This window comes from Paenibacillus sp. FSL R5-0928 (assembly GCF_037970385.1).
GTDB lineage: Bacteria > Bacillota > Bacilli > Paenibacillales > Paenibacillaceae > Paenibacillus_AQ > Paenibacillus_AQ odorifer.
The window spans coordinates 592,259-617,116 of sequence record NZ_CP150225.1 but is presented as its reverse complement, the minus strand read 5'-3'; the positions used below and the strand labels follow the sequence as shown (position 1 = coordinate 617,116).

At 45.7% G+C, this 24,858-nt stretch carries 24 protein-coding genes, 1 pseudogene and 2 riboswitches; of the genes and pseudogenes, 7 read left to right on the top strand and 18 right to left on the bottom strand.

The annotated features are described in order from the left end of the window. Positions 1-4 precede the first annotated feature (4 nt). Entirely contained in the window at positions 5-433 is a 429-nt protein-coding gene (locus MKZ16_RS02750; protein WP_036676732.1) for a MarR family winged helix-turn-helix transcriptional regulator, read from the bottom strand. 158 nt (positions 434-591) lie between these two features. Here MKZ16_RS02750 and MKZ16_RS02745 point away from each other — a divergent pair, with 158 nt between their 5' ends. After that, complete coding sequence (locus MKZ16_RS02745; protein WP_036676852.1) at positions 592-1,377, top strand: carbon-nitrogen family hydrolase; 786 nt, start codon at positions 592-594, stop codon at positions 1,375-1,377. Positions 1,378-1,477: 100 nt separating this feature from the next. Here the strand turns inward: MKZ16_RS02745 and MKZ16_RS02740 are convergent, their stop codons facing one another. Continuing rightward, positions 1,478-2,371: a hypothetical protein gene (locus MKZ16_RS02740; RefSeq protein ID WP_081384020.1), complete on the bottom strand. Its 894-nt coding sequence runs from the start codon at positions 2,369-2,371 to the stop codon at positions 1,478-1,480. 239 nt (positions 2,372-2,610) lie between these two features. On the opposite strand from MKZ16_RS02740, the gene MKZ16_RS02735 reads away from it, so the two are divergent. Continuing rightward, positions 2,611-3,498 (top strand): CHAD domain-containing protein, encoded by an 888-nt coding sequence (locus MKZ16_RS02735; protein WP_036676731.1) that lies wholly within the window; start codon positions 2,611-2,613, stop codon positions 3,496-3,498. Between the two features lie 28 nt (positions 3,499-3,526). Here MKZ16_RS02735 and MKZ16_RS02730 read toward each other — a convergent pair whose 3' ends face one another. The 7 genes and pseudogenes from MKZ16_RS02730 to MKZ16_RS02700 form a co-directional block, all read right to left on the bottom strand. Further along, positions 3,527-4,738 (bottom strand): Ger(x)C family spore germination protein, encoded by a 1,212-nt coding sequence (locus tag MKZ16_RS02730; protein ID WP_036676729.1) that lies wholly within the window; start codon positions 4,736-4,738, stop codon positions 3,527-3,529. Further along, positions 4,735-5,827 (bottom strand): annotated as a pseudogene (locus tag MKZ16_RS02725) (GerAB/ArcD/ProY family transporter). The gene MKZ16_RS02730 and the pseudogene MKZ16_RS02725 overlap by 4 nt, the downstream one beginning before the upstream one ends. 27 nt (positions 5,828-5,854) lie before the next feature. Beyond that, a complete protein-coding gene (locus MKZ16_RS02720; protein ID WP_076103897.1) occupies positions 5,855-7,600 on the bottom strand; it encodes a spore germination protein in 1,746 nt (581 codons plus the stop codon). Between the two features lie 111 nt (positions 7,601-7,711). Beyond that, on the bottom strand, positions 7,712-8,038 hold the full coding sequence (locus MKZ16_RS02715; RefSeq protein ID WP_038568555.1) for a thioredoxin domain-containing protein: 327 nt from the start codon (positions 8,036-8,038) through the stop codon (positions 7,712-7,714). Between the two features lie 38 nt (positions 8,039-8,076). Beyond that, complete coding sequence (locus MKZ16_RS02710) at positions 8,077-8,469, bottom strand: MerR family transcriptional regulator (RefSeq protein ID WP_036676727.1); 393 nt, start codon at positions 8,467-8,469, stop codon at positions 8,077-8,079. Between the two features lie 145 nt (positions 8,470-8,614). After that, a complete protein-coding gene (locus tag MKZ16_RS02705) occupies positions 8,615-9,250 on the bottom strand; it encodes a ThuA domain-containing protein (protein ID WP_076103895.1) in 636 nt (211 codons plus the stop codon). A 49-nt stretch (positions 9,251-9,299) separates the two neighbouring features. Continuing rightward, positions 9,300-10,022: an SDR family NAD(P)-dependent oxidoreductase gene (locus MKZ16_RS02700; protein ID WP_076103894.1), complete on the bottom strand. Its 723-nt coding sequence runs from the start codon at positions 10,020-10,022 to the stop codon at positions 9,300-9,302. Between the two features lie 227 nt (positions 10,023-10,249). Between MKZ16_RS02700 and ytxJ the strand changes: the two genes are divergently transcribed. Both ytxJ and MKZ16_RS02690 read left to right on the top strand, forming a co-directional pair. Continuing rightward, positions 10,250-10,576, top strand: coding sequence for a bacillithiol system redox-active protein YtxJ (gene ytxJ, locus MKZ16_RS02695; protein ID WP_076103892.1), 327 nt, complete (start codon positions 10,250-10,252; stop codon positions 10,574-10,576). Beyond that, positions 10,573-10,812, top strand: coding sequence for a glutaredoxin family protein (locus tag MKZ16_RS02690; RefSeq protein ID WP_036676715.1), 240 nt, complete (start codon positions 10,573-10,575; stop codon positions 10,810-10,812). Before ytxJ ends, MKZ16_RS02690 begins: the two co-directional genes overlap by 4 nt. Positions 10,813-10,912: 100 nt before the next feature. Here the strand turns inward: MKZ16_RS02690 and MKZ16_RS02685 are convergent, their stop codons facing one another. From MKZ16_RS02685 to MKZ16_RS02665, 5 genes are all read right to left on the bottom strand, one after another. After that, positions 10,913-13,237, bottom strand: coding sequence for a histidine kinase (locus MKZ16_RS02685; protein WP_076103890.1), 2,325 nt, complete (start codon positions 13,235-13,237; stop codon positions 10,913-10,915). Positions 13,238-13,341: 104 nt separating this feature from the next. Further along, positions 13,342-13,950, bottom strand: coding sequence for a potassium-transporting ATPase subunit KdpC (gene kdpC / locus MKZ16_RS02680; RefSeq protein ID WP_051490939.1), 609 nt, complete (start codon positions 13,948-13,950; stop codon positions 13,342-13,344). Positions 13,951-14,005: 55 nt separating this feature from the next. Beyond that, the gene (kdpB, locus tag MKZ16_RS02675; protein ID WP_076103889.1) at positions 14,006-16,039 is read right to left on the bottom strand and encodes a potassium-transporting ATPase subunit KdpB; all 2,034 of its coding nucleotides are present in this window, start codon (positions 16,037-16,039) and stop codon (positions 14,006-14,008) included. Between the two features lie 16 nt (positions 16,040-16,055). Beyond that, positions 16,056-17,732 (bottom strand): potassium-transporting ATPase subunit KdpA, encoded by a 1,677-nt coding sequence (gene kdpA, locus MKZ16_RS02670; RefSeq protein WP_036676707.1) that lies wholly within the window; start codon positions 17,730-17,732, stop codon positions 16,056-16,058. A gap of 216 nt (positions 17,733-17,948) precedes the next feature. Next, positions 17,949-18,365: a hypothetical protein gene (locus MKZ16_RS02665; RefSeq protein WP_076103887.1), complete on the bottom strand. Its 417-nt coding sequence runs from the start codon at positions 18,363-18,365 to the stop codon at positions 17,949-17,951. Positions 18,366-18,617: 252 nt separating this feature from the next. Continuing rightward, a riboswitch (cyclic di-AMP (ydaO/yuaA leader) is annotated at positions 18,618-18,807 on the bottom strand. A gap of 419 nt (positions 18,808-19,226) precedes the next feature. After that, positions 19,227-19,391: riboswitch (cyclic di-AMP (ydaO/yuaA leader) on the top strand. A gap of 68 nt (positions 19,392-19,459) precedes the next feature. On the opposite strand from MKZ16_RS02665, the gene MKZ16_RS02660 reads away from it, so the two are divergent. The 3 genes from MKZ16_RS02660 to MKZ16_RS02650 all read left to right on the top strand — a co-directional run bounded on the left by MKZ16_RS02660 (position 19,460) and on the right by MKZ16_RS02650 (position 21,043). Next, positions 19,460-20,014 (top strand): hypothetical protein, encoded by a 555-nt coding sequence (locus MKZ16_RS02660; protein WP_036676704.1) that lies wholly within the window; start codon positions 19,460-19,462, stop codon positions 20,012-20,014. A 14-nt stretch (positions 20,015-20,028) separates the two neighbouring features. Next, positions 20,029-20,550: a hypothetical protein gene (locus MKZ16_RS02655; RefSeq protein ID WP_051490930.1), complete on the top strand. Its 522-nt coding sequence runs from the start codon at positions 20,029-20,031 to the stop codon at positions 20,548-20,550. A 61-nt stretch (positions 20,551-20,611) separates the two neighbouring features. Beyond that, on the top strand, positions 20,612-21,043 hold the full coding sequence (locus tag MKZ16_RS02650) for a hypothetical protein (protein ID WP_143760485.1): 432 nt from the start codon (positions 20,612-20,614) through the stop codon (positions 21,041-21,043). A 461-nt stretch (positions 21,044-21,504) separates the two neighbouring features. Here MKZ16_RS02650 and MKZ16_RS02645 read toward each other — a convergent pair whose 3' ends face one another. Genes MKZ16_RS02645 through MKZ16_RS02630 form a run of 4 tightly spaced genes read right to left on the bottom strand, consistent with a single transcriptional unit; the run spans position 21,505 to position 24,855 of the window. Then, positions 21,505-21,714, bottom strand: a complete 210-nt coding sequence (locus MKZ16_RS02645; protein ID WP_179089972.1) for a hypothetical protein — start codon at positions 21,712-21,714, stop codon at positions 21,505-21,507. A 31-nt stretch (positions 21,715-21,745) separates the two neighbouring features. Then, the gene (locus tag MKZ16_RS02640) at positions 21,746-23,026 is read right to left on the bottom strand and encodes an ABC transporter permease (RefSeq protein ID WP_076101360.1); all 1,281 of its coding nucleotides are present in this window, start codon (positions 23,024-23,026) and stop codon (positions 21,746-21,748) included. Beyond that, on the bottom strand, positions 23,019-23,921 hold the full coding sequence (locus MKZ16_RS02635) for an ATP-binding cassette domain-containing protein (RefSeq protein ID WP_036676693.1): 903 nt from the start codon (positions 23,919-23,921) through the stop codon (positions 23,019-23,021). The genes MKZ16_RS02640 and MKZ16_RS02635 overlap by 8 nt, the downstream gene beginning before the upstream one ends. A gap of 4 nt (positions 23,922-23,925) precedes the next feature. Next, positions 23,926-24,855: an ABC transporter ATP-binding protein gene (locus tag MKZ16_RS02630; RefSeq protein WP_036676691.1), complete on the bottom strand. Its 930-nt coding sequence runs from the start codon at positions 24,853-24,855 to the stop codon at positions 23,926-23,928. Positions 24,856-24,858: the final 3 nt, after the last annotated feature.

Genomic DNA, 24,858 nt, shown 5'->3' with positions numbered 1-24,858 from the left:
TAAGTTACAACAGAATGATATTAGATTGCAGACGATTAAGCATATCAATGAGCACTGCTCGCTCCTGATCGTTAAAACCTGTTAGCAAAGTAGCGATAAACCGCCTTTTCTCTTCGCTATATTTAACCATTCTTTCCCGACCTTGATCGGTTAATGAGACCAATGTGACCCTGTTATCGGCTGGGTTATTGCGGCGGGCGATCATGCCACTCTCTTCCAATCCCTTCAGATGACGTGTGACGGCTGCCCCATCAATCTCCATTTCCTTTTGCAGACTGATTTGGCTGACTTCGTCTACCCGAAACAGTTCGTGCAGGAGGCGAAGCCGTGTGGGACTAATCCCGGCACAACGTTCGAATTTTGGAGAGATTCCTTTGTTTAAAGCCTGCAGCAGTTCAAATATATGCTCTTCCTCAGGACAGTGCTCCGTCAAAATATGCCTCCTTTCTAAATTTAATTGCATGCAATTGTTTTGTACAAAATTATACTAACGCATAATCATTGACCCGTCAACTAATATATCAAATCATTTTTAAAAAATCAACATTGCTTATCCTTATCCGGTGCTATACGCTTGAACAAAAGAGGAGGATACCTATGAGAATATCCCTGATTCAGCTGGATATAGCATTTGGCAATCCCGCTATGAATTATGCTGCTGTTGCCCAGAAAATAAATGAAGCTGCTTCCGCAGCCCCTGATTGTCTGATTCTCCCTGAGCTATGGACCACTGGCTATGATCTGACTCGCTTAGAAGATATTGGCGATCTAGAAGGAGAAATTACCAAGGAATTCATCTCCAGCTTGGCTAAACAATACAGCATCAATATCATCGCCGGTTCAGTGGCTAGCCGTAATGATGCTGGGGTCACCAATCGTATGTATGTATTTAATCGATCAGGTGAGCTTGTTGGACAATACAGCAAGCTGCATTTGTTCCAGCTGATGGAGGAGCATTTGTATCTCCAACCGGGAGAAACTAAAGGACTCTTCACATTGGACGGCATCTTATGTGCAGGGCTAATCTGTTACGATATCCGTTTTCCGGAGTGGGTTCGCGCCCATACCGCACAAGGGGCGGAAATCCTGTTCGTCTGCGCTGAATGGCCACTGCCCAGGTTGTCCCACTGGCGGGCGCTGTTGATCAGCCGGGCCATCGAGAATCAATGTTATGTTGTAGCCTGCAACCGTGCAGGCAGCGATCCAGCCAATATCTTTGCTGGGCATTCTATGATTATTGATCCTTGGGGAGATATTGTGTGTGAAGCTTCTGAAGAGGAAGAAATTCTAACTGGAGATATCGATTTACATCAGGTGCGTGAGATTAGGAAACAAATTCCGATTTTTTCGGACAGACGTCCTGAGTTGTATAATTAAAAGAGCGTGATTGAATATTAAAAAAAGACGTTTCGTAGGCTGGCTCTAGCCAGCTTTCCATTACGTCCTTTTTTAACAGACTCCAACCCATGCTTAGCCCTCAGGAATACCGCTCGCGAAGCACCCGCGTTGCATCGAGCACACGTGGATCATCATAGTCCAAGCTGTATCCTGTCTCTTGCTGCAAAATGCCGGATGGTCTAAGAGACACTCCCCGGTGAATTAAAGCCTGAATAATTCCCTCCACAAACACTGTCGCCACTTCAGGTCCACCGAGTTCACCAAGTCCAGCAATCGTCTCTGGACGAACCCGTGGATAAGCTAATGAGGAGTCTCCTCCGGAGGCTTGCGCATAGAAATCGCGGATTTGTTCACCGCGTTCTTGTCCCGAGCCAGAAACTACAACAAATGCATGTACAAAATAAGCATTATTCTGCCTACGCTGAGCGATCCCACAAAACTTCCGACCATTAATGGCCAGATCGAAATCACCCGGGCAGTAAGAACCAACAATCTCACCAGCCTCAATTTGCGCCGCAGCCTGTGGATGACTTATAGCAACCGCTTCCGTGATCAAAGCAGCCAAGAGCTTAAAGTCATCATGAAAGTCCAGCTTTCCACGTCCTTTGGGCAGAACTAGAGAAACATTAACGATCCCTGAATCCAGAGGCACCGCAGCCCCGCCTGAATGCCTAACCGCCGTTCTAATCCCTTGCTCCTCAAGCATAAGCATCGCCTGAGCTGCACACGGTAGCTTACTGTCCCGAAGTCCAAGCGCCACACCACCAGAATGACTCCACAGATGTAAGCTAGGAGGTATAATGCCCGCTCCAACATCCCTGCATAAGGTTTCCTCAAAAGCGAATGGAACCAACATATCTTCTAGGCTCCCTGCTTCTGTATCTTTGCTCTCATCCTTTGCACTCAGATGTTGAAAGAGCCCCATTTCTGAAGGAAGTTTACTAACTATTGAATCATACTCACGAGTATCCACCAAAGCCCCTCTTTCCCGAATATGAGCCACGAGACCTGCTATTCTCTACCAGCTAAAGATCCAAGCCTATCCGTATAAATAATGATAGTAATATTGTAACCGATCTGTCTCTATGCTGTGAGTAGAGAATTGAAATGAGGTTATGATAACGCTATTCTTATAGTAAATGGACTTGCCCCAGAGCATAATAGGGGAAGCCCTAAATTCATGCTATCCCAAACGTTAAGGAGTGATGCTGCATGACAGGAGACAAGCTGACCAAAGAACGACAGCTAACCAAAACAAAGCAATGGGAACAAGCCCTTAACCACCTTTATATCAACTTTTGGGATTACAGCCATGACGCATTAAATAAATTCGCTGATGAAGATATCCACCAGGCAAGAGTGAACTGCCGTAAGCTGCTAAGTCTATTATCCATTCTTGATCCGCGGCACACTTCAGGCCTGTACCCTATTTTCAAAAAAGCGCAAAAGAGATTAGGTAAAGTGAGAGATGCAGATGTTCTAATAGAATCTTTTAAGAACAAGCGCAAGCAAGCGAAGGAGAACGGAGATTCTAAAACTGCAGACCTGTTAAAGGCAGTGATTGCTTACCAAAAGGACAAGCGCAAAACTTACCGCAAGAAGCTCACTAATGAGCTGCCTGAACTAATCAATGAAGGCCTCGAGGAAAAGTGGAAGACCTTCCTAAGCGAGCAGCTTGAAGCCCTAGTCGCAAAAAAGAATGTTAACGTTGTTATGCGTGAGCTTGAGATCGCTTATGAGCAGAAGAAAAAAACCTGTAAAGCTATTTTTCATGAAGACAATGCCGAATCTAAAGAAGCCTTCGACGCTTTGCACCAGCTAAGAATTGCCGCTAAGGAACTGCGCTATACCGCGAGTGCAGCCGATTTTGCGTTAAATCAGAAATTTCATGCGCATGAGGAGATCTATAAGGAGATTCAAGATCAACTTGGGCTGATTAACGACAAACGTCTGTGGCTAGAAACACTGAATGCTATTGGACGTGAAGAACTGGACATCGGTAAAAAAACATGGAATGCCTTCACATCTCAATTAAAGGATGAAGTGCTCGATGCACTGCATCAGAATGATGTCATTCCTATCCAGACACAAACGAAGTAGCTCCATACAACATTGCAAATAGCCCTTTCTATTCAGCCGATGTATCTGATGCACCATACTCTTCAATATTCAGTTTCACTTCATAGGTAATCGGAATCTCGCTAAAGGTTTCATCCCAGTTATCCTCTACGCTCCGCCATACGGCTGGATGTTGAATACGCAAAGCGTTGCCGAAACCTGCAACCTCTGTATGCAGCTCCTTCTGCATTTTTTTCACAGTGACCTGAAGCATGTCTACGACATGCTTCTCTAGCACTGCTTTATCCTCCTTTACAATGCCGTCATGTAACTTCTTCGCACTCTTAGCAAAAGCCTCACCATATCTCCCCGTAGATTCTATTTTCACATGAAAGGAGATCTTCCCATCCTTCACAATAGCCTTATACTTGCTACCCAGGGATTTGATTTCATAGGTAATGAGCTTATTGTTAGACGGGTCGTATGCTTTGAGAGCACCCCCCTCTCCCTTTCCAGTCAGCCAGACCATTCCTTCCAGCTCCGATGCATCAAAAAAACCAACGAGTTTTCCCGTTTTCCCTTTAATTACGCCTGCTCCATCCAGCTTTGTCTCCTTCTCTTTTTCTAAAGATATTACATTCTGCAACATGAAACTTCTTTTACCATGCAAAGGACCCGCTACTTTAGCTATTGAAACTGGCTCCCATATCCTCGTGCTCCGACTTCTATTCACAAAAATCCCCTCTAATACAAATGAAGGGGTTTGGCCCGGCAGCGCATTTTCCAATACATCTCTGGCTTTTCCCTTGCTGACATATAGTAGAACACTGGGACGAATATCGTTATCCCTGCTAAAGAAATCAATTAACTCAGAAAACTTAGTAGAGCGTGCAAGCTTCTCACCGATCACAATGACCTTAAGGTGATGTCCGATCGGAGTACGTCTAGTACGCAGTGAAAGTGCCCGTAATGCTTCAAACATCGAATCACTTACTTCACTCATGTTATAGTAATTTCTGGTTGAGGATGGGGAAGCCCCAGACTTCATACCTGACCCTCCTGAGCCTTGAGGAATCGTAAACTGATAGGTACTCATTATTTGGGCAGGCATGGGATTCCCCCCACCTCCTTGCTGAGTTGCCTCCTCATCCCCTGTCTCCTCCGCACTGTCCAGGGCAACACCAATCTCCATACTCAACTCCTCAACAGGTGTACTGCTCCAGCAACCGGTCAACAGAATACATAATATAAGAAATGTAATCGACACTCTCCACTTTTTCATGAAGCCGCCCTCCGGAAATGTGCGATGATTAACAGCGGCAATGGAATTAATCCAAATAAAACGATCATCCAATTCCCCACAACTGTCCCTAATGCAAACAGAGCATTCACATTTGGAGGCGTTCTGGAAACTACATAGGCTACTGGAAGTATAGCCAATAAGCAGCTATTAAATCGTTTATGAAATATTTGAGAAACTCCCAAAGCAGCAGCATAAATAGTGATGCAGAAGGTGCAGAAAATTTGCATAATCCAGATTACCAGCAGCAGCGATTCAAACCTCTCAAAAATAAGATAATTCACCTCAAAGCTTCTCACTAGATCAAGAAATGGCCAAGTTCTTGTGACCACTCCATCTATAGAAAACGCACCAATAGTCATTACAACGGCTAAAAGATAAAAGAACGTTGATATACATGATCCAGCAATAATTACCTTTACTGCTTTTTGTGGCTTATCCATAAAAGCAACAATGAACAGCATCGCTTCACCAGCAGTAAAAGTCAGAATGGTTGGCCTGATGCCCTTCCATACCGGTCCTAACCCATCTCCAAGAAAAGGCCGCAGATTATCGATATCAAAAACTTCAACACTAAGCAAACATACCCCAACAAAAAACTGTCCATGCAATCGGAACAATCAACCTACACATGCTAGTTATGGCATTAAGCCCTCCTCTGCACAAATAGAAGGCTATCCAAATAAACACGGCAACAATAGCCCAAGGAGGGGTTCCCTCCAGCAGAAAAAAAGAGGTCACTTCCTGCACGGAACGTGCTTCAAAACTGGCTATGCACAGAAAATAAACAATCACTAATATAGAGAGAATCACTCCAAGTGGCTTGCCAATGATTTTCCCGCTAAATTGAAAGATGGTTTGACCTGGAAACCGTTGACTAAGCTTCACTATAATTAAACCTGTAAAAAAGGTAATCACTCCCCCTAAAAAAACGGAGATCCATACGTCTGGAGTCTCACTAGCCTCTACAATCGTCCGAGGAAGTGTAAGTATCCCTGCCGCAATAGTATAATTGGCTAATATGATCGTTGCTTGAACAGCAGTAATTCGGTCCTTAACCTCGGTACTCATAATTTCTTCCTCCTTTACCTAGACCCCTCACCCTTTGCGTCGGGGGTCCTTCGGCTTCAACAGCGTAGGGCGGCCTGTTAGAAATTGCAGTGGCATACGGAATATAAAATCTTTCCAATCCTTAATCTTATACGGTATGAACATGCCAAGATAGGGCATGCCAAAGCTTCTTAGCTTGATTAAATGGGCACTCAGGAAAAGGAAAAATAACACAACTCCATATAATCCAAAGACTGCTGCAGAAAACATAGCTACAAAACGGAGCGTGCGAAGTGTCATTCCAGCACTATACATAGGGATGGTGAAGGAAGAAATTGCTGTAACTGAAACAACGATGACTAGAATTGGACTCACAATTCCGGCTTCTACCGCGGCTTGACCGATGATTAGACCGCCAACAATCCCCATTGCAGGACCGATAGGTTTAGGCAGCCGGAGTCCAGCCTCCCGTAATATTTCGATTGAGGTCTCCATAATCAATGCTTCGATTAATACCGAAAAAGGTACACCTTGGCGGGAGCTGATGATTGAAATAGCCAACTTTGTCGGAATCAATCCTGGCTGAAAGGAGAGGAAGGAAATATATAGTGCCGGTGCAAACATTGATATCAATGCCGCGAGAAAACGCAGTAAGCGCACCAACGAACCCACCATCCACCGATCGTAATAATCCTCAGGTGATTGCAGCAGCATCCCGAAGGAAACTGGCATAATCAGGGCAAAGGGAGTGCCATCCAGTAAAATAGCTACTCTCCCTTCCAGTAGCGCTGCCATTACGCGGTCAGGTCTTTCCGTATTCTGAATCTGCTGGAATGGCGTGAAGCTATTATCTTCGATTAATTGCTCCACATAACCAGATTCTTGCACATCATCTATATCAATCGTCCTAATTCTTCGTTTGACTTCTTCGACAAGTTCATCATTCGCGATATCTTTGATATAAGTTAGAACCAAATCCTTCTTCATTCTCTTTCCTACAGTAAACGAAATCATCGCTAGCTCTGTGCTTTGCCCGTGCCTGCGCAGTAATGCTGTGTTGTCACTTAACGTCTCATTAAATCCGCTTCGTGATCCCCGCAAGACTGCCTCTGATTCAGGCTCCTCTATCCCTCTTGTGTTCCCCTTCGGGGTGCTGAGCACAATAGCCTCCGGTATCCCTTCCACTAGCAGCACTACAGAGCCGAACAACACCTTTTGAAGCGAGAGCTTCACATTATCCGTAAACTCAACTTCCGAAATAAGCACAATTTCATGAATGAGAATATCTTTTAGATCCTTTGCTTCCGGTATCGTATGGGGATCCTTAAAGACCTGATAAGCATCCATTAAAGGCTTCAGAATATTCCGATCCATTTTATCTTTATCCGTCAATCCATCTACAAATATAAGGGCCGCTTGCAGCTTTATACCTCCGATACGCAACTCCCGAAAACTCACATCATGCATATCTGTGCTCATCTCTTTAAATCGTTGCAAATCCTCCCGAAATTGACCGCTATAGCTTGCTCCTGTAGGACCTTCACTTAGATCAGCCGATCCATCTGGCTTAGCAACCTTTTTCGTGCCGTTAGTCCCTATAGATGTTTCTCCGTAAGGAACACCCCCGCCTATGCTGCCGGCAGCTTTTTTTGCTCTAGTACTTATCGTATCTTCCTTTGCCCTAGCCCAACTCGTCGTACGAATTAGAATAAACGGAACGAAAAAGATCATAAAACCTTGGAAAATTACGCTCCATTTAGGAATTAGCTCTAAAATACTACCCCACACCCTCATCACCTCCTTTATAGCTGTGTTCGTATTTTTTACCGAAGATGGTTAATTCATGCACAAAAAGAAGACCCCACAATATGGAGTCTCCCTAATTTCATCTTTATATTTATTGCCTTATGCTTGGAGAACCTTGTTCAGTATGCCTTGGTAGGCTGCTTTCGGACGCAGACCGACCAGCTTTTCTATAGGCTGTCCCTCTTTATATACAATGACAGTAGGCATCCCCATAACACCAGCTTCCCCAGCAAGATCCGGAAGTTCATCACAATTCACCTTTACAATAGAAACATCGTCTCCATATTCCTGGTGAAGATCTTCCAGAAGAGGCAACAGCACCTTACAAGGGGGGCACCATGGCGCACCATAATCCACCAGCACGGTTCCTCCACCACGTATTTCTTCCCGCACCCAATCCGCGCTATCGGCATTTATAATTGACATTTGCCATTCCTCCTCATATTTTCCAGCACCAGCAGTACCTATTCCAAGTTCTCCAGTGTACACGCGCCCAACTTGCTCTCATCCTGCTCCTGCAAGATAGATGCCATTCGTTCTTCCAAATTCCTCTTGATCTGATTTAGCTCTACAAGCTGACGTTCAATATCCTCCAGTTTACTGCGGTATAGTGGCATCACTTCTGCGCAGAAGGCTTCTTTGTTCTTCAACACACAATGTAGAAAGCCCGCGATCTGCTCTGTCGACAGACCCAGGTTCAAATATAGTTTAATCGTTTCTACCGTCTCTACAGCAAGTAAAGAGTACTCCCGATATCCGTTGGCCTGACGGATCGGCGAGATTAATCCCTGACTCTCATAGTAACGAAGTGAACGGACGCTTACGCCCGTCAGTTTAGCAAGCTCACCTATTTTCATAGCATTCTCCCCGGGGTTCATGAGAATTGTTCTACACCAGTATAAACCCTGACACCAATGTTAGAGTCAACAAAAAAAATCCAACCGCAGTTAACCCGCAGTTGGACTCGTGTTTTATGTTACAACAGGTATATCCGCTTATATCCTACAATAATCCCGCCGCCCAAAGTCCACCTCTACGAATCATCTGGCGAAAAGGCTCTACGGAAAATGACGGCAAATGATGACCAGGCATTAAATAAACAACCCGGCCTAGACCAAACTCATGGCACCAAGCCGCCTGCCTCATTGCCCCATCATGAGGATATTCCATAAGCACAGTTGTTTCGAAATAGGGATGCTGCTCAAAATAATAAGGCTCATCATCGATCACAAATTCTTCTATTCCCTGCATAATGGGATGCTCCCCTGCCGGTATGGACATCTGGAGCGAAGTGAATTCTGGATGATGAGTGAAATGAGCTCCCAGCATGGCGCCTAGCTCCTGATTACGCTGTAAGGAGATTCCGTTATGTACCACTAGTAATCCGCCACCATTAGCCACATAGGAGAGCAATGCGCTGCTTTGTTCCGCCGGTATTTTATCATCGGAGAATTCGGTATAGGAGATCACCAGCTTGTAGTCAGATAATGTTTCTTTATTAAGCAGCCCGTAATCCTCCGAGGAGAATACCTGCAGGTCATTGGCAAATATCTGCTCAATCTCCCGGTCTACTCCCGCAAATGGGTGATATTTAACCTCCGAATAACTTCCGAGTGCCAGTGCTTTTAGTGTAGACATCCTATCATCGCCTTTCTTCGTGTACTTTTTTTGATTACGGGAAACCCCTCTACCAAGGCCATGTATTGCCATCCACATCAAGATAGGCCGGCGCATCCCCTAGATATTTTTTATACTCCATAACCTGACTTATAATCTGATCTGCGGACACATCAGGTGAAATATCCGCTTGCTCATTTTTTTCGCCATGCATATAAGTCTTCATCCAGCCGGGGTGAAACACCATCACTTGACCCCCAAGCGTCTTTAGATGATTGTGCATCAGGGAGGACTGCATATTCAGTGCCGCTTTAGACATGCAGTAGCCGTACATATTAATACGCTTATTTCTGCCAATGCTGCCCGCTTCCGAAGAAATATTAACAATTAATTTATCCTTACTTTGCAATAATAGGCCCATAAGTGCATTGCTGACTCTCAACGCGCCTAGCGTATTCACATTATAAATCTCTGCCATGCCCTCATCATCCATATCCACCAGCATCGTAGCATCATCTGCGGAATGAATAATTCCGGCATTATTAATAAGAATATCAACATGCCCAGTTCTGCTGGCGATAGCCCTTGCTGCCTGCTTTACACTATCCTTACTACCAATATCGAGTGGAATAGGTTCCAGCTGTTCCGGATACTCTTCTTGAAGCGCTTTCAATTCATCTGCGTCTCTCATGTATTGTCCAGCAAATACTAAGAACTGTTTCTCTAAAAGAGAGTGTACAAGAGACAATCCAAGACCCCGATCAGCTCCAGTCACACATGCGACTCTGTTCATTCTTATCAACACTCCTACCTAGTAAGGATTATTGAAGCAAGTTGTCTTGCTTTCACCTTAGCATGCCGTCCCCTTTTTTTCAACGCGCTAAAATGAGGGTTGGTCATCCTTGGATTAGCTGCTCCAGAATCCTTTTTGTTTTAAATTTAATATATGTTACAATCATGATTACAGGTTGTTAACAACACAATGGTTAGTAAAATAACGATCCCAGGAGGGTGATATCTATGTCTATTCAACAACTTCATACATTGGAAGATCTTAAGCAGTATGTGGCTAAACCTGGCAAAAAACTGCTGTTCAAACACAGCACTACCTGCCCGATTAGCGCCAAAGCTAATGAAGAATTCCAGGCTTATCTAAAGGATGCGGATACTGCAGCAGCAGTAGTTCTAGTCATCGAGGATCGTCCAGTTTCCAATCAAATTGCCGAGGATTTTCGGATTAAGCATGAATCTCCACAGCTCTTCCTGCTTGAGGATAATGAGGTTCGCTGGAACACTTCCCACTGGAAGATCACAAGAGATGCTATCAAAGAGGCTGTGAACCAATGAGCCAGCAAGTGATTGTTTATTCAACAGCAGGCTGCAGCGATTGTAATCTGGTCAAACAATATCTTACGGAGCAAGGTATCCCTTTTGAAGTAAGAGATGTTATGACTAGCACAGTCTATCAAGAGGAAGTCGAAAAGCTTGGTTTCATGGGTGTTCCTGTTACTGTAGCAGGGGATCATGCCACCAAGGGATTCAATCTTCCCGAGCTGAAAGCACTCATCGAAGCGGCCCAGTAATTCATCCGGTTAATTATTTAGCACTTGATATATGCATACCAAAAAAGGGTATTCCAACAGCCACTTGGCTAGGAATCCCCTTTTTTCATTGTTCTAAAGCTTAAGGTTCCTCACGCATAAGATTTGCCACGACCAGTACATCTACATTTCTGGCCGAACGCAGAATCTGCTTAGTGACATCCCCACGCAGCCATTTACGTACCCAGGAGCGTTGAGATTGGCCGATAATAATCTGTGTGCTCTGTAAGGCTTGAGACCTTTCAAGCAGCAAGGAAGACACTCGTGCCGGGAGCACGTTAGGAATCATCTTAAACGTTCCACCCAGTCGTTCCGTCAATTCTTTCAAATCATTAATTCGTTTATCGTAAGAAGGCCCGCTCTGCTTATATTCCTGTACGTACGTAACATACCAGCAAGCTTTTAGACGATAGGCAATCCGAAAACCTCGCCGAATCAGACGTTCCGCATGATCTCCTAAGGTGATGCACACATAGATCACTTCCTGCCGCCGCCAAGGTCCCCGCAGCGACCCGACACGTTCCCAGGCCTCCAGACGTTCATCCACATCATCAGCAATTTCCCGCAGCGCCAGTTCACGGAGGGCGATTAGATTGCCGATTTTGAAAAAAGCCCCCAGCGCCTGATCCACTTTGGTCATCGCATATATTTTCCCATCCTTCATCCGCTCTTGCAGTGTTTTAGGAGATACATCGATAAGTTCAACCTCGTCGGCCCGTTGCAGAATGCTGTCTGGGAAAGTCTCTCTAACTCTAACTCCGGTAATTTGTTCTACAGCATCATTCAAGCTTTCTAAGTGCTGAACATTCACTGTGGAGATTACAGAGATCCCTGCATCCAATAGCTCCATAACATCCATATACCGCTTCTTATGTTTGCTGCCCGGCATATTGGTATGTGCCAGTTCATCTACCAGTACGACCTCCGGATTACGCTTAATGATAGCTGCCGTATCCATTTCCTCAAGGACAGTCCCCCGATAGTCAATACTCAGTCGCGGAAGGATCTCCAGATCACCGATCTGTTCAAGGGTTTCTTTACGTCCATGCGTTTCTAGTAGTCCAATAACAACATCGATCCCTCTCTTTAGGAGATCATTTCCTTCTCGCAGCATCTTATAAGTCTTGCCCACTCCGGGAGCAGCACCAATGTACACTTTAAATGTGCCCCCACGAATGGCATCGATTTTATCCTTTACTTCCTGACTGCTTAATCTGTGATAGGCATCGGCTTTCCGCTCATTTCGGCTCTGCCGGGTAGGAAGAACGCGTTCTCCCTCACGCTCAGCACGATCAGCCACGAAAAACACATCTACTCCGCGGATTTGCTTTAACAATGAGTTAGCAATCGAACCCTTCCACAGCTCCTGCCACGCCGTTTGCTTGGAGTGTCCCATAACGATACGGGTAATATTATGCTGGATGGCGTATTTCACTAGAAGTCCCGGAATCTCCCTCTTCGAGCGAAAAGAAATCTCCTCCATCGAGGCCCCAATCTTCTCAGTCAGCTTCCATAGGGATCGCTTGAAGGTTGCTGCTTCCTTAGAGGGCGTCAGGCCCTGCTTCCAGAAGGATACCACCGCCAGATCTCCGTTTAACCGTTTAGCGATTTGCTGTCCACGGCGGATATGAATCGAGCCATTCCAATAATACTGTGCGGACACCAACACTTTTTCGGCAATCCCCGAAGCCCCCAGCAATCCTTGCTCCTCCCGATGCTTCTCCAGCGAGCCATTAACATCCTCCGCAACCATTCTCAGCGCCAGCTCCCGCAGCTTGCTTAGATTCCCTTTGTTAAAAAGCGAAGTCCGCTGCTTCTTGCCCAAATGTCCTTCGGACAAACGTTGAAGTATCTTTTCCGGAGTCACATCAATTAGAACGATATCATCTGCAAGGGTGAGCACTTCCGCAGGCAAGGAATACTCCACCTCAATCCCCGTCCACTTTCGCGCTAGATCTGCTGCGCCCTCCAGCTCGTATACGTTTACAGTTGTGATGACACTAATTCCACAGCCCAATAAATATTTGATATCCTCCAGCCTAGTTGATCTCTCCGCACCCTCGCGATTATGATGAGCCAATCCATCGGTTAGTACAACCTCTGGATTACGCGCCACAATGGCCTCCACGTCCAGATCCTTCTTCTCGATCTCCCTCTGAAACCAATGAATACTTGGAATCCGTTCCAAGTCACCCAGCTGATCCCTTGTTTCTGGACTCTGGTTGGTTGAAACCGCACAGATTACAACATCGATGCCCTGTGCTTTCAGCGCCTGCCCCTCACGCAGCATCTGATAGGTCTTGCCTGATCCACTGACCGGGCCTATATAGATCTTCAGGCGTCCACGATGCAGCTCATAGATAGAGAGCAGCAGTTCCTCCGGCGTCTTCCTCCGATATGTTCCCATCAAGACCACTCCTTAATAACCCGTTCATCCATTCACTCTTCTATGCCAGAAAGCAAGATATCCCTGACCCAGTTTGAACAATCGGGCAGGGATATTAGCTATATTTATTTGTTCGTTAATTTCTGGAGCTCCATGTTCAGCTTCAGAACATTTACCCGTTCTTCACCAAACAGCCCTAGATCACGACCTTCGGTCTGCTTATTCACTAGCTCTTCCAGCTGCGTGGCTGGAATCCCGGTCAAATTACTGATCCGGGGAATCTGCACAATTGCCGATGCAGGAGTGATATGCGGATCAAGACCTGAACCTGAGTTGGTTACTAAATCAACCGGCAGCTTGTTTACAGGCACATCCGGATTATCCAGCTGCCACTGTGTGATGGAATCCTTCGTCCGCTGCAGCATATCGGGGTTGGATGGGCCATAGTTGTTGGAGCCTGAAGCTTCCGCTTTATAATCAATGCTGGATACACGGCCATGGAATAATGCCGGGTCCGTAAAGCTCTGCCCGATGAGTTCTGAACCCACTACTACTCCAGCGTCATTCTTCAGCTGACTGCCGTTCGCTTGCGATGGCATCAGAACTTGAGCAATCGCTGTAGTAGTCAGAGGATAAATCACTCCGCAGAGAACAACAAACACTAGACATAGCCGTAATATAATAAAGAAATTAGCACCCTTCGATGATGACAACTGTTCTTCAGCGTCCGCAATCGATTTTCTGTTATTCACGATGCTCTCACCCTTTCAATGATTAGTTAATCCGTTGTTATATCCATACACTTACGAGCAAATCAATAAGTTTGATGCCCGCAAAAGGAACGACTACCCCACCTAGACCATAGATAAAAATATTACGTCCCAGCAGCTTCGTAGAACTCATCGCTTTATACGAGACACCTTTCATCGCCAATGGGATCAGCAGCGGAATAATAATCGCATTAAATATTAATGCAGATATAATTGCCGAGCTAGGTGAACTCAATCCCATGACATTCAGAGCTTCCATTTCAGGAATGGCGAGCATGAACATTGCCGGAATAATTGCAAAATATTTAGCGATATCATTCGCAATACTGAACGTTGTCAACGCGCCCCGCGTCATCAGTAGCTGTTTACCAATAGCTACAACCTCAATGATCTTCGAGGGATCGGAGTCCAGATCAACCATGTTTGCTGCTTCCTTAGCGGCTGTAGTCCCACTGTTCATCGCTAAGCCCACATCAGCTTGGGCAAGGGCAGGTGCGTCATTCGTTCCATCACCAGTCATTGCCACCAGCTTGCCTTCGTTCTGCTCGCGGCGGATAACCGCTATTTTATCCTCAGGTGTACTCTCTGCAATAAAATCATCTACCCCTGCTTCACGGGCAATAGTAGCTGCGGTCAGCGGATTGTCCCCTGTACACATGATAGTCTTGATTCCCATTTTTCGCAGCTCATCGAACCGCTCTTTCATGCCTGGCTTAACTGTATCCTTTAAGTAAATAAGTCCATAAATCCGGTTGTCTACCGCAACAGCAAGCGGGGTCCCCCCCATACGAGCGATAGCATCAGAATTACTGTCGAGGTTCGCGGGAATGACTCCGCCCTTCGACTGTACCCATTTCTTCACGGAATCGACTGCCCCTTTACGAACAGATCGTCCATCACACAGATCTATACCACTCATCCGGGTCTCAGCCTTAAACTCTACGAACTCTCCGCCTTCAGCAAGTTTGCTGTCATAGCTGCGTTCCAGCTTCTTAGCCAGCTCAATAACAGAACGTCCTTCCGGAGTCTCATCCTTTAGCGAACTAATAGCTGCCCAAGCCGTAAGCTCAGCTTCCGTTTCATCTCCAACTGGCACAAAATCACTCGCCATCCGGTTTCCGAAAGTAATCGTACCGGTCTTATCTAGAATCATTGTATTAATGTCGCCGGCAGCTTCAACGGCCTTCCCTGACATAGCAAGGACATTAAACTGTGTGACGCGGTCCATCCCTGCTATCCCGATAGCAGAGAGCAGTCCCCCGATTGTGGTCGGGATCAGACAGACCAGCAAGGCGATCATAACAGGAATATCTAGATCAACGCCCAGATAAGTCGCAATTGGCCGCAAGGTCACTACTACAATCAGGAAAATCAACGTCAGACTGATCAAGAGTGTATTTAGTGCAATTTCATTGGGTGTCTTCTGACGTTTCGCCCCTTCAACGAGGGAGATCATCCGATCCAAGAATGACTCACCGGGATCACTGGTAATTTTGACTTTAATCTCATCACTAACTACCCGGGTGCCGCCTGTGACTGAGCCGAAATCTCCGCCGGCTTCCTTAATAACAGGTGCAGATTCACCTGTAATTGCCGATTCATCTACGGAGGCCAGCCCTTCAATCACTTCACCATCGCCAGGGATAAGTTCTCCCTGACTGACGATCACGATATCTCCTTTCCGCAGCTCGGAGGAAGAAACGGTCTTCACAGACCCTCCAACGAGCTTATTAGCTGTGATATCCTGTTTCGTTTTCTTAAGCGAATCCGCCTGGGCCTTCCCGCGGCCTTCAGCCAGCGCTTCAGCGAAGTTGGCAAACAGCACTGTGAATAACAGAATGAACAACACCGTGATATTGAAGCCTACCGATTTCTCTGCATTAAAATATCCGGGGGCCAGTACCATAAGCAATACAATAATCGTGCCGATTTCGACTACGAACATGACCGGATTTTTGATTAACGTCACCGGGTTAAGCTTAATAAAGCTATCCTTTACAGCGCTTAGGAGTATGGGTCCCGTCAGCAGCTTTTTTCTTTTTACAGTACTCATCTTGTTCTCCCTCTTCCTACCGTAAGGTCAAATATTCTGCAATCGGGCCGAGCACAATGACCGGCAGAAACGTCAGCGCACCGATAATCACTACCGTACCAATCAGAATTCCGGTGAACAGACCATTGTCTGTGCGGAATGTGCCAATCGTCTCAGGAACCGGCTTCTTCTGGATCAGTGAACCTGCAACTGCCAGCATTGCGATTATAGAGACATAACGGCCAAGCAGCATTACGATCCCGGTTGTAACATTCCAAAAGGTGGTATTGTCCGCAAGCCCTTCAAATCCTGAACCATTGTTCGCGGCAGAAGAGACATATTCATATAACACTTGGCTAAGTCCATGGAATCCGGGATTCGTGATGGAACCGTTGCCCAAGCCCGTTAAGAACGCACCTGCTGTTGGTACAAGGATAATGAACGGATGCACAAGGATAGCAATCGCAATCAGCTTCATCTCCTTGGCTTCTATCTTTCGCCCGAGAAACTCTGGTGTTCTGCCAACCATTAGTCCACATAAGAAGACGCCCATGATGGCATACATCAGCATATTGATTAGTCCTACACCTTTTCCCCCGAAGACGTTATTGAGCATCATTAGGGCCAGAGGGGTAATGCCACCCAGCGGTGTCAGCGTATCATGCATATTGTTAACACTACCTGTCGTAGCTGCCGTTGTTACCGAAGTGAACAGAGAAGATTGCGGGATCCCAAAACGTACCTCTTTACCTTCCATGCTGCCTTGCGAAGACTCGATCCCCAGCGCATTAATAGCGGGATTCCCTTTAGTTTCCGCATAATAATTCAGCCCCAGCAGCAGAACGAACAAGGTCATCATTGCTGTGAAAATCACCCAGCCCTGACGTTTGTTCTTAGCGAACAACCCGTACATATATGGCAAAGAGGCTGGCAACATCCACATAGAGAGAATCTCCAGAACGTTCGTAAGTGGATTAGGGTTCTCAAAAGGATGCGCTGAATTGGCTCCGAAGAAGCCGCCACCATTCGTACCTAAGTGTTTAATTGACTCCAAAGAAGCGACTGGACCGATAGCGATTTGTTGCGTCTGCCCTTCGAGTGTAGTGACCTCAAGCGATGGCTTGAGCGTTTGTGGCACATGCAATCCTACCAGCACCAATGAAACTAGCAGAGCTAATGGAATGAATACACGAATATGTGCTTTTACGAAGTCCTCAAAAAAATTCCCGACTGATTTCTGTCCTGTAATCCCTCTGACAAAAGCAACCGCAACAGAAAATCCGCTCGCTGCAGACGTGAACATCATCATCGTGATGACTGCCATTTGTGAAAAATACGATAGTCCCGTCTCCCCGCTATAATGCTGCAGGTTCGTATTGGTCATAAAGCTGATCACCGTATTAAATGAAAGCGTCTGTTCCATATCGGCAATTCCATTCGGGTTCAGCGGCAATCCCCGCTGTAATCTTAGAAAAATATAACTGAAAGCAACCAGTACGATATTAGTTAAAACAAAGCTGAGTGCATACTTCTTCCAGGACATTCCGTCCCGTTTTTTCAGGCCGATCAGCTTATAAATACCTTTCTCTGTGCCTGCAAACCAGCGATCCGTACGATTCGGTTCGTTAGAAAATACATGATATAAATACGTCCCCATCGGCTTGACCAACAAGATGAGAATTACAATTACGACGACTATTTGCAAAATGCCCATGAATGCCCCTCCTTAAAATTTCTCAGGATGAATCAACGCGTAAACCAGATATATAAACAACAGTAGGGTAACAGCGATTACTAGAATCACAGCTTATCCCTCCCCGTATCCTCAACTACACCTGCGCACCAGCGCATAAAGCCATAAAATAACCCGTAAATTACAGCTAACGAAGCCACCATATACAGATCCATCATATCTTCCGCACTCCTTCCATTATCCTTGATGAGGTGATCTATCGATTAGAAAATCAGCATCACCACTATGGGAATAGATTACATAGCTCGCACCAAGTCTTTTATAGACCAATCTAGGATTTATAGAACTTGTAATCACAAAAATTGGCTGTGTCGTCCAGGTACGGCACATCTGAATATAGCGGCAGCAAAGCGGAAAGCTGCTCTCAAACAGATATACCCTGCCTACCGGGAACGATGGGCGAAACCAAGTGCTCTGATGGCGGGTATCCACTAGAATAACCCGCTCGATTCCGAGCTCCTCTAGTAAAGCTTTCTCAGCCAGATTGTTGGTTAATCCCGCCATCTTAATACCCCTGAACTTCAGAAGTTTAATGAAATGTTCTCCCGCCTTTGTAGGCGCACATACAAGCACATATTCATTCTGATCCGTCATCTCTTTTTTCTCCTCCTGCTCATTTACAACAAGGAGGCAACGAAAATCTCCGAAAGGATGTTGACCTATCGTCATTTTCGGGCACAACCTAAAGCTCGGTTGTGTCACGTCATTAGACGCTGCCTTACAAATACCGCTAATGATGAATTTAGCGACCTCTTGGGGGAGGCCTCCATAAATGCTTTGCTTCTAAGAGCACAGCAAAAAGCCACAAAGGATCTCCTCTGTGGCTCGCTAGCGGTCACATTGCACTCATCCTCTCTCCATACGCTTACGAGGTTAGCTGTCGGATTCGGGCGGTGAGAGTCGCCCTACCTGTATAGATGCGAGCTCACTCGCACCCTCTACAGGATTCACCCCATAATCAGCTTCCGACTCTCACATCGGCTGCCGATTGTTGGTTCCCCCGCTTTCCTTATCGGAAATTAAGCGGATCAAATATTCGATTGTCGTTGAAACAGGAGTAATCATACTCTTATGCACGAAGACTTGTAAAACCTGAATGATGCCAAAATAATGCAAATTAAAAACTATTTTCCCATTAGATAGCGCTTACTTGATATCTAATCTCTCTATATCTCTTGTTTACTCGAGTTTCGAGCGTTTAATCGCTATCTATAACCCATGTGATTTTATTCACCTTTTTAGGGTGAAAATACTGCAAATTCCCTTTATAGGTTGAAACGCAAGAAGCTGAGGTTGAGCGAGAAAGAGGCGCGATAACACGCCATAAATACCTATTTACCTCGTTTTTCAGTCGTAGTCGGCAGGATATGGTTAAAATCGCTCTAAAAGAACATTTTCCGTTTTTTACAGAAAATCTTGAAAAGAGTATGATTCGGGTTGAATCTAATTCATGAAAAACAATCAACGCTGAGTTCCTGCATTCGCAGGGAACGGGGGAACCATCAGGCCACCTGGCCTACTTGGGGTGAATCCAAAGGAGACTGCGTAAGTCTCAATAGGTAGGGCGACTCTCACCGTCCGAATCCGACAGCTAACCTCGTAAGCGTAAAGAGAGAGACCCTTGATCCGCCACGCTTTGGCCCAGGTATATCTGCCTGTAATCCAAAACCGCAGCAGAGGTCCTCCTCTTGCTGCGGTTTTTGCGTTACCTGAGCCTATTAGGTGATAGCACGCTGGATGGGGTGAATGTTTTGAAGCACTATTATTTAGGGATACATCAAGGGCTGCTTGAGCCGATAAGTCTAAATTACGTTTGTTTCGGGGCCTTGTGGTTCGAAGAAAATAATCACAGGTACATTGTAGGTTATGCATTTGGCCAGAACCAGATCCAAGCCCTTCGCCAATTCAGTACACCTTCTTCTTGTAAAGACTGTTTAGACTCTAAGATTGTATATGAAATATATAAAAAAATTCGAGAACAACAACAGCAGCAGGATTGGTCATCGCATCAAAAACTCCCGTGGTTTACAGCCTTCAAGGAGCCTTGGAAAGATGTAAGCGCCGGTTGGTATGTCTTGAGATCCCGCAGCACCTTTCCCTTACATCTATCTGTTATACGGAAAGAGAAGTTCCGACTATGGCTAGAGCATACCGCAGTCTGTGAGAATAAAATGGAAATGCTCGCTTGTGTAGAAAAGGCTAGTGTCACTCATCATGTAGACTTAAAGCTTTTGGAAATCTAAGGAGGAACCCTACTATGGACCAGCGCAGACTATCCCGCATTGAAGTATTTGTATTGGATGAACCCGAGCCTATTCACTATGGAATGGAAGGGGCTGAAGGCTGCCGTTATGGTATTCTGAAGCTCACCTGTAAGGGAGGTTGCAGTTGGGGGGCTTGTCTAATCTCTGCCAACACCAAAAATTTCGATCTCATTAAATGGAGTTCTTTTTTACGGGCTATCTGTCATTGCCGTCTTGAGGAAGCGCTGGATAAGGTCCGCCGCGAAGGTTCAGATTGGGAGCAGGTTAAGCTTGAGCTAGTTCAGGGTGCTTTGCAGGATTTAAAGGCCAAGCTCCAGGGTAAATCCTTGGCTGGGCATATTCAGCAAGGGCGTCTGTACAGTGTTGCAGCTGGGGGGAGCAATTCCAGAAGTGAACGGCTCTACTACAAACCTTCCAAAGCTTTATCCACTGCCTCCCAGCAGAAACACAGTTGCCCGGAACCAGACACCGCCGATCTTATCAATAAATCCATCTCTTACTTTTCTATATTATAGATTCAAGCAAATCTCTCATTCTGAAAGGATCGTGTTCACCATGCCTGACCCCTTACCTCCCGTGTCCACCTACAGTGCTAAATTTGCAGAGTGTGTTCAAAAGTATACTAATGAAGTCTACGTACTCAGTTCCATGTTATTAGAACAATCTAATGAGGCAGACAAGGTTACTATCCGCACCTTCACAGAGCTTCATAAAATATATCGTCAGGATAACTTCGACCCTCAGTTATTCTCTATCCACGCTTACCGCACTTGTATTCGCCAGTGTGCTGATTCTTTTGCCCGGCGCTCTCTTCTATCGGCTAAGGGATTACCTTGGGAGGAACAGCTTGTGAAGGTATTGTGGTACGGCTTAAAGCTGCCTCTTTCTCAAATAAGCATTATTCTGCAAAAAAGTGTTCCTGCACTGAAAGCACAGCTTAGAGCTGTACGGGAGCAGATGACCGACCAAGCGGATATACGAACGAGCGCAAATCTTTCTATAATTTAGTCACTGACTAGAATTCAGACGATCTTTAAGCGCATGAAGCATCTAACGGACTCAGGAGCCTTTAATTGAAGCTTTTCCTCAAATTTGGCCGGCGTTCGGACTCCAGTAGAAATCCCGAGCGATGAGCGTCTCGGATCGTCTTAAAGCAGGCCCTAATCATCTTCCACCAAGGCAAGGCTTACGGACCCAGATATCGTTATTTGCACGTTTATCGCCTTTTGAGCATAGTATCGGACTCCAGTGCAACTATTTGGTTAAAAGAGCTACTAATTCACTGTTTTTCATGCCAATAGCGACTATTGTGTCCGATATCTTGCCAAATCTCGATGATTGTTGCATTTAAGTGTTGCTGGGTCCGTTAGCTATATCAGCTCGTATACAAAGAGATTGCCAACGCAAAAACGGGGATATCCCAGCAACCATAAATGGCTGTTAGGATCCCCCCGAAAATTCAGTACCTACTATTGTGCCTTACTCTTACGCGCCTTACTCTTACGCGCCTTACTGTACATCCACAATCCTGCCAACATCCCCACTATAGCAACACCGGTCAATACGCCTTGAACGAAATTCATAAAAGTGGAGCCATCCGGAAGCATTCTACTAACCGAAGCCAGTGATACCGAACTCATTAAAAGCATAATGGTATATTGTTCGCTTGTAGACATCATTAGCACTCCTTAAAAGTTATATGAGGCCTTCTTAGATCTTGTATGCTTTCATTGCTTTTCTGATTTCTTTAATACTTGGGCGTTTGCCGTACATCAGTACGCCGGTACGATAGATCTTGGCTGCCAGCCATCCGAAGATGAAGGTAGTCACAAGCAGGATCAGCAGCGATACAATGACTTGCCAGATCGCCACCTCACCGACACCAATTCGGAGCAGCATCGTCAATGGTGAAGTGAAAGGTACATAACTCGCTATCTTAACCACTAGAGTATCCGCATTGGAGATACTGAACAGTGGAACATAGAACGCCACGAAGCCTAACATCATGATTGGCATTACCGCCTGGCCGAGATCCTCCGTACGGCTGACAATCGAACCTACAGCCGCATACATCAAGGCATAGAGGAAGTAACCTAATACATACAAGACAAATCCATAGAGCAGCAAGTTAATATTGAGCTGGCCTAAATCGAGATCAAAGTCAGCCAATACGGTTGCGTTATGCGGGAGCGTCAAATTGACGACGATCGCTGCGACAAAGATCCCAATTTGCAATATTCCTACTAGGAAAACACCGATAACTTTACCGAACATTTGCGCTAAAGGTGAGGCACTTGTAATGAGAATCTCCATAATCCGCGAGCTTTTCTCAGAGGTTATCTCAGCGGCAATCATGTTGCCTGTCATCATAATGGACATAAAGAACAACATAAGCATGGCATATACGATAATGTAGTTAATGGCCGGAGTGTCCTCCTGAGAGCTTTCACTGCCACCGCCTGCGTTAAGCTGTTGTGTAGTAATCTGCACTGGTGTTGACATTGCAGCAATCTGTTCAGAGGTCAGCTTGTCGCCAACGATGAATTGTGTGTTTGCTTGCTGAAGTGCATTTTGAAGATAAACTTGAACATCTCCGTTTAGTTCTCCATCATTACTGTGATAAGTAACGGGTGGAAGCCCTTCACCAGTAGGTTCTGCAAAAGTAACATAACCTTCTACTGTCTCTTCATCTAATGCTTTCTTTAACTCGGCATCATCCGCAGAAGCATATTGTACTATCTTAGCCTGTGGCATGCCCTCTGGGGCAGTATAAGCCTTCAACAATTCTGCAACCTGATTTCCCTCTTCAGCAATCACAGCAATTTGAGTAACTTCACTTTTGGCCGAATCACCCTTAAACTGATCGATGATATAGGGAAGATTCATCCCTATGCTGAGCAATAATACTAGAATCAAAGTAGTAATCATAAATGATTTCGTTCTAACTTTATTTTTAAAGGTAAAGCCGATAATTGTCCCCATCTTATTCATTAGATTCACCCACCGCTCTGATAAAGATTTGGTTTAACGTAGGTTCCTTGATTTCAAAATGCTCCACTTCACCCTGTGCTATCGCCTGCTGTAAAATACGCTGTGCTGCACCGATCTCACTGATCGATAACAGATACCCACGCTCCAGCCGTTTCACTGCTGTAACGCCTGCGATGGACTCCAGACCTTTTACCTCATTAGCTGTACGCAGCAATACTTCTTCCCGCGGGTAGCCATTCTTGATCGTGCGGATATCCCCTTGAACGACCGTATTGGAACGATCGAGAATCGTAATGTTACGGCATAGCTCTTCTACATGCTCCATCCGGTGCGTAGAGAAAAGGATACTTGTTCCCGAATCACGCAATTCTTTGACCGTATCTTTCAGCAGCTCCACGTTTACTGGGTCCAGCCCGCTGAAAGCTTCATCTAGAATCAGAATCTGCGGTTTATGAACGACAGCGGCGATAAAGCCCATTTTTTGCTGATTTCCTTTGGAAAGCTCTTCTATCTTTTTATTGTAATAATCCGGAACCTCAAATCGATCCAGCCAATAGCGCAAGCTCTTATCTGCATCACTAGCTGACATTCCACGCAGGCGGGCTAAGTAAACGATTTGATCGCTGATCTTCACCTTAGGATATAGTCCGCGTTCTTCGGGCAGATAACCCATAAGTTGCTGCAGTTCACTGTTGAAAGGCTTCCCGTTATACAAAATTTTGCCCTCATCAGGGTAGATTAGGCCGAGTACCATACGCATCGTGGTTGTTTTTCCCGCGCCGTTCGCCCCCAGTAATCCGTAAATTTCCCCTTTACCTACAGTTAGGTTAATTCCGTTTACTGCGGTTTTTTCTCCATATTGCTTAACTACACTTTCTAGCTTTAAGGCTTCCATTTCTCTAGTCCCCTCTCTTGTGGTCAATTAGAATAGGACGATGACCCTGTGTCCATAAACTTAATATTTCGTCCAGTTCCAAACTGCGGCTCTTGATAACCTTTACGCCCAAGTTATGAATGCGTTTCTCGTTTTCAGAAAATTGTTCTATGATAAAAGAAGCTACACCCGGTGTATCCATTGTAAAGTGCAAGCCTCCTGGCAACTCAGCCGATAACTCCGCAAGCTCCTCTTCATCCGCAGCATTCACCCAAACCTCGGTCCAAGCACCGAACAGACTGTCTTTTTCAGCCATGCCCAGCAGTTCTCCCCGATGCATAAGGACGATATAATCCGCCAGCCGCCGCACCTCATCCACAATGTGTGTGGAGATGATGATCGTTGCGTTGTTCTCATCCATATATTTACGAAGTGTCTCGATCATAATCTTCCAGGCAAAAGGATCAAGACCTGATGAAGGTTCATCCAATAGCAGCAGACTTGGCCGCGCCGCAAGTGCTGCAGCAATTTCGAATTTCCGGCGCTCCCCTTTAGACATCTTCGAAAGTCTCATATGATACGGAACCTCCAAGCGATCCATCAGCTCCTGAAAATATTGATCGTCCCAATTTGGATACCAATACTTCCGAAATCGAGCTGCCTCCTCTGCATTCCAGTGGTTCTCCTCAGTAATTGACGTTTCAGGAACATAGGCAATGGTCTGGCGAAGCTCCAGAGACAACCCGCTATCATACCTGTTCTCAAACCAATATATCTCGCCTTCCTCTGGATTAGTCAGCTGCATCAGCAGATTCAGCAGTGTGCTTTTGCCGGAACCATTCTGACCTACCAAAGCTGTAATATATCCTTTAGGCATATTCAGGGTCAGCGGCCCTATCGTCTTGTTTCGCCGCCGTTTAAGTACATTCCGCAATTCTATAGCCATCTGTACCATATG

Coding starts and splice junctions, on each gene's coding strand:
- MKZ16_RS02735 (WP_036676731.1), top strand. CDS start 2,611: ATGACAGGAGACAAGCTGACCAAAGAACGACAGCTAACCAAAACAAAG.
- MKZ16_RS02730 (WP_036676729.1), bottom strand. CDS start 4,738: ATGAAAAAGTGGAGAGTGTCGATTACATTTCTTATATTATGTATTCTG.
- MKZ16_RS02720 (WP_076103897.1), bottom strand. CDS start 7,600: ATGAGGGTGTGGGGTAGTATTTTAGAGCTAATTCCTAAATGGAGCGTA.
- MKZ16_RS02715 (WP_038568555.1), bottom strand. CDS start 8,038: ATGTCAATTATAAATGCCGATAGCGCGGATTGGGTGCGGGAAGAAATA.
- MKZ16_RS02710 (WP_036676727.1), bottom strand. CDS start 8,469: ATGAAAATAGGTGAGCTTGCTAAACTGACGGGCGTAAGCGTCCGTTCA.
- MKZ16_RS02705 (WP_076103895.1), bottom strand. CDS start 9,250: ATGTCTACACTAAAAGCACTGGCACTCGGAAGTTATTCGGAGGTTAAA.
- MKZ16_RS02700 (WP_076103894.1), bottom strand. CDS start 10,022: ATGAACAGAGTCGCATGTGTGACTGGAGCTGATCGGGGTCTTGGATTG.
- ytxJ (WP_076103892.1), top strand. CDS start 10,250: ATGTCTATTCAACAACTTCATACATTGGAAGATCTTAAGCAGTATGTG.
- MKZ16_RS02690 (WP_036676715.1), top strand. CDS start 10,573: ATGAGCCAGCAAGTGATTGTTTATTCAACAGCAGGCTGCAGCGATTGT.
- MKZ16_RS02685 (WP_076103890.1), bottom strand. CDS start 13,237: ATGGGAACATATCGGAGGAAGACGCCGGAGGAACTGCTGCTCTCTATC.
- kdpB (WP_076103889.1), bottom strand. CDS start 16,039: ATGAGTACTGTAAAAAGAAAAAAGCTGCTGACGGGACCCATACTCCTA.
- kdpA (WP_036676707.1), bottom strand. CDS start 17,732: ATGGGCATTTTGCAAATAGTCGTCGTAATTGTAATTCTCATCTTGTTG.
- MKZ16_RS02665 (WP_076103887.1), bottom strand. CDS start 18,365: ATGACGGATCAGAATGAATATGTGCTTGTATGTGCGCCTACAAAGGCG.
- MKZ16_RS02655 (WP_051490930.1), top strand. CDS start 20,029: ATGGACCAGCGCAGACTATCCCGCATTGAAGTATTTGTATTGGATGAA.
- MKZ16_RS02645 (WP_179089972.1), bottom strand. CDS start 21,714: ATGATGTCTACAAGCGAACAATATACCATTATGCTTTTAATGAGTTCG.
- MKZ16_RS02640 (WP_076101360.1), bottom strand. CDS start 23,026: ATGAATAAGATGGGGACAATTATCGGCTTTACCTTTAAAAATAAAGTT.
- MKZ16_RS02635 (WP_036676693.1), bottom strand. CDS start 23,921: ATGGAAGCCTTAAAGCTAGAAAGTGTAGTTAAGCAATATGGAGAAAAA.
- MKZ16_RS02630 (WP_036676691.1), bottom strand. CDS start 24,855: ATGGTACAGATGGCTATAGAATTGCGGAATGTACTTAAACGGCGGCGA.